The sequence below is a fragment of the uncultured Algibacter sp. genome (assembly GCF_905480415.1).
Lineage (GTDB): Bacteria > Bacteroidota > Bacteroidia > Flavobacteriales > Flavobacteriaceae > Algibacter_B.
Map to the genome: position 1 here is coordinate 1 of NZ_CAJQQI010000114.1, position 4,123 is coordinate 4,123.

Here is a 4,123-nt window from a genome sequence, read left to right on the forward strand (position 1 = left end):
GTGGAGTCGGAGAGAATCGAACTCTCGTCCAAACAAGTAACCAAAGGGTTTTCTACACGTTTATTCTTTTCTTGGGTTTTCGATTATAAGCTGGTTAAAGACAACCCACTTATAACTTATCTTCTTTAGTTTCAAAAAGGTATCAAAGCGCTACCTAATCTATTTTGACATTTACGATGTCTTAAAATGGAACGCCGTCAATCAAGGCTTTCCGGAGACATAAAGCTTGTACACCTGGTGTACCTAGGCCAATCCTACTATAATTCGGATTATGCAGCTAAAGCGTAGTTATTCTCGCCGTTTAAAATTTGGTCTAGCCTTTTACGTGTTTCAATGCCATTACACGACGTGCTTACCGTTCAATTAATCTCGCTGTCAAAACCAGTCGACCCCATTATTAATGAAATAGTAAATTTTTAATTTACGTAATTGAATTAATCCCGAACTTGTTTAGGGAACTCATCAATTAACTTTATTTGGGCGTTACCCATCCCGATTACTATCGGGATGCGTCAGGCTTTCCGCTATATCTTTTGCTAAAAAGCAAAAGGATGCCGCTTCAATCCTTAACGCGAGCTGCAAAGTTATCAAAAAAGTTTGTATACCCTTGCAAATCCAACTATTTTAGAGCAAAATTTATACCAAACCAATACCTGTCAGTAAACAATCAACATATGAGTATCAAATTCGCCATTATAAAAGAACGCAAAAATCCACCAGACCGTCGAGTAGTATTTTCACCATCAAAATTAGTAGAAGCTAAAAAACAATTTCCTGAAGCCATTTTTAAAGTAGAATCATCAGATATTAGAGTGTTTTCAGATCAAGAATACAAAAAGGCAGGGTTTGAAGTTGCAAATTATGTATCAGATTGCGATGTGATGGTAGGGGTTAAGGAAGTTCCTATTGACGCTTTAATTTCAAATAAAAAATATTTTTTCTTTTCACATACTATTAAAAAACAGCCATACAATAGAAAACTATTAAAAGCTGTTTTAGAAAAAAATATTGAGTTGTACGATCATGAAACTATAGTTAATGAAAAAGGGTTTCGATTAATAGGTTTTGGAAGATACGCAGGTATTGTAGGTGCTTATAATGGTTTTCGCGCTTGGGGATTAAAACACAATTCATGGAATTTACCAAAAGCAGGACCGTTACCAAATCAAGCCGCTCTAATTAAAGAATTAAACAGCCTTGAATTGCCCAATATAAAAATATTACTTACCGGTAGCGGAAAAGTGGCCAAGGGTGCTAAAGAAATGCTAGATGCTATGCCTATAAAATCAGTTTCAGTTGATGATTATTTAAATAATACGTTTAATGAACCTGTTTACTGTAAAATTGATGTGTTAGATTATAACAAACGCAAAGATGGTAGCGTGATTGATGTTTTTGATTTCTTTAACAACCCACAAGATTACGACTCTAACTTTATGCGATTTGCCAAAGTAACCGATTATTATATTGCTGGGCATTTCTATGGTGATGGCGCTCCTTATTTATATACTAGAGATGATGTGAAGTCTAAAGACTTTAATATTAAAGTAGTGGCAGATATAAGTTGCGATGTTGATGGTCCTGTAGCTACAACACTTCGTGCATCAACTATTGCAGATCCTATTTATGGTTACGATCCAGAATCAGAAAAAGAAATAGATTTTAAAAATGAAAAAGCCATAACTGTTATGGCAGTAGATAATTTGCCGTGCGAACTTCCACAAGATGCTAGCGAGGGCTTTGGCGAACAGTTTTTGCAACATGTTATACCAGCATTTTTTAATAATGATGCCAATGGAATTTTACAACGCGCCAAAATAACAGAAAACGGAAAACTCACTGAACGCTTTTCGTATTTGCAGGATTATTTGGATGGAATTGAATAAAGTAGATTTGTAATCACCTTATATGCAAATAAATACAATGTGCTTAAGTGCTATTCACAAAATAAAATCACAAAAAACCATCTAATATTTTTTATTAGGTGGTTTTTTAATGACTAATGCTCTTTTTTATCTTTAAAAACATTAAGCAAAGTGGTGTAAAATCTCAAATAAAAGTGAAACCTGTAGAAGCCTAATTTCTGAAGTAATAAAGCTTGGTTTATAACTAAATAATACTTCCAAACATTAACCTTTGTTTGACACCGTATATTTAACGGGCTCTAGATTTTGAGCAAGTAGATGAAATTTAAGCAACAAGAATGTTTCATCAAAAATAGACTTAAGAGGTGAGTATTTAATTTAAGTTAAAAAGATTAAAGAGTAGTTATCACTTTTCTGATGGCTACTAAGTTTGTTAGGAGCTTTTCTAAATTATCTAAATGAAGCATATTGGCGCCATCACTTTTTGCATTAGCAGGATTAAAATGAGTTTCAATAAATAAGCCATCAACATTATTAACTACACCAGCTCTGGCAATGGTTTCAATCATATCTGGCCGGCCTCCGGTAACTCCTGCCGACTGATTTGGCTGCTGTAAAGAATGTGTAACATCCAAAACAGTTGGTGCATATTGTCGCATGGTAGGAATACCTCGAAAATCTACAATCATATCTTGATATCCAAACATGGTTCCTCTATCTGTAATCCACGCTTTATCATTTCCTGCATCCTTTACTTTTTGTACAGCGTGCTTCATAGCTTCAGGACTCATAAATTGTCCTTTTTTCAAATTAACCACTTTGCCTGTTTTAGCTGCTGCAACAACTAAATCGGTTTGACGTACTAAAAAAGCTGGAATTTGCAAAACATCAACATACTGAGCTGCTAAATGAGCATCTGAAATTTCATGAATATCTGTTACTGTTGGAACATCAAAAGTTTCAGATACTTTTTTAAGAATTTTCAAGGCTTTTTCGTCTCCTATTCCTGTGAAACTATCAATTCTACTCCGGTTTGCTTTTTTGAAACTTCCTTTAAAAATATAAGGTATTTCTAATTTATTAGTAATGGTTAACACTTTTTCTGCAATACGTAAGGCCATATCTTCACCTTCAATGGCACATGGTCCGCATAATAAAAAGAAATTATTAGAATTGGTATGTTTTAATTTAGGAATGTCGCTGAGATGCATTTGCTTAAAAATTTAAGCTGCAAAGTTACAAAAAGGAGTTTTAATGGCTTTGTAAATAAGGTTTATAATATTTACCATATCTTATTGTAATTGAATTACCGTTGGCCTATATGCTCGCGTTATGGATTGAGGTATTATTGGAGCTCCTCGAAGAGAGCGACTGCCGAAAGCCAGACCCGAAGGGGAACGCCAAAATTGTGTTTTAAGAACTTTTATTTAAACTGTTTTTTTATAATCCATAAGGCCATTATAAAAGTACCAAAAACAAATAAGCCACCATGAACCATAAGTTGTTTGATAGGCTCTGAAAGTGATGCAATTTGCAGTATATCAGATAAAAAAGCGAGTATCAAGAAAGATGAAATGCATACAAAGGTAATGCCTAAAGTGAAATTGAGTTTTGTATTGGGTTTAATAATTTGCCATAAAAAGGGGATGCCAAATAATAAAATAGGGTATGCGGAAACACCTTCACTTCGATTAAAAATAGTAAACCAATAGGCGGTAATAGTTATAAAATAAAGATAAGGTATAAGCTTTGTGAATCTAATAATTAGGGGCATAACATGATTTTTTGATAAATTTGAATTGGGTGGTTGTTTAAAATTAACGCGGACAATATCTAAAAAGTATAATACTAATTATTTATAACATGCTATTAACTAAATAACACGTACCTTTGCACGCTTAAAATAAGGCACTATTATGGCTAATATTAAAAACATTGCAATTATTGCGCACGTAGATCACGGGAAAACTACTTTGGTTGATAAAATCATGTATCACTGTCAATTATTCCGTGAAAACGAAAACACGGGTGATTTAATTCTTGATAATAACGATTTGGAACGTGAAAGAGGTATTACGATTACTTCAAAGAACGTTTCTGTAATTTATAAGGACACTAAAATCAATATTATTGATACACCAGGTCACGCTGATTTTGGAGGTGAAGTAGAACGTGTATTAAATATGGCAGATGGTGTTGTATTATTAGTTGATGCCTTTGAAGGACCAATGCCTCAAACGCGTTTTGTATTACAAAAA

At 33.7% G+C, this 4,123-nt stretch carries 4 protein-coding genes and 1 other RNA gene; 2 read left to right on the top strand and 3 right to left on the bottom strand.

Annotated features, from left to right (window positions below; translation table 11 throughout):
• Window positions 1-393: a transfer-messenger RNA gene (gene ssrA, locus QZ260_RS07900) on the bottom strand.
• 287 nt (window positions 394-680) lie between these two features.
• On the opposite strand from ssrA, the gene QZ260_RS07905 reads away from it, so the two are divergent.
• Window positions 681-1,886: an NAD(P)-dependent oxidoreductase gene (locus tag QZ260_RS07905; protein ID WP_295984814.1), complete on the top strand. Its 1,206-nt coding sequence runs from the start codon at window positions 681-683 to the stop codon at window positions 1,884-1,886.
• A 371-nt stretch (window positions 1,887-2,257) separates the two neighbouring features.
• On the opposite strand, the gene kdsA is transcribed toward QZ260_RS07905, so the two are convergent.
• Window positions 2,258-3,076 (bottom strand): 3-deoxy-8-phosphooctulonate synthase, encoded by an 819-nt coding sequence (gene kdsA / locus QZ260_RS07910; RefSeq protein WP_295984805.1) that lies wholly within the window; start codon window positions 3,074-3,076, stop codon window positions 2,258-2,260.
• Window positions 3,077-3,288: 212 nt separating this feature from the next.
• The gene (locus QZ260_RS07915) at window positions 3,289-3,639 is read right to left on the bottom strand and encodes a hypothetical protein (RefSeq protein WP_295984807.1); all 351 of its coding nucleotides are present in this window, start codon (window positions 3,637-3,639) and stop codon (window positions 3,289-3,291) included.
• A 142-nt stretch (window positions 3,640-3,781) separates the two neighbouring features.
• Between QZ260_RS07915 and QZ260_RS07920 the strand changes: the two genes are divergently transcribed.
• Window positions 3,782-4,123: GTP-binding protein (locus QZ260_RS07920; protein WP_295984809.1), on the top strand; the 342-nt coding region annotated here is incomplete at its 3' end.

Excerpts from the sequence above, each read along its gene's own strand:
- QZ260_RS07915 (WP_295984807.1), bottom strand. The coding sequence starts at position 3,639 with ATGCCCCTAATTATTAGATTCACAAAGCTTATACCTTATCTTTATTTT.
- kdsA (WP_295984805.1), bottom strand. The coding sequence starts at position 3,076 with ATGCATCTCAGCGACATTCCTAAATTAAAACATACCAATTCTAATAAT.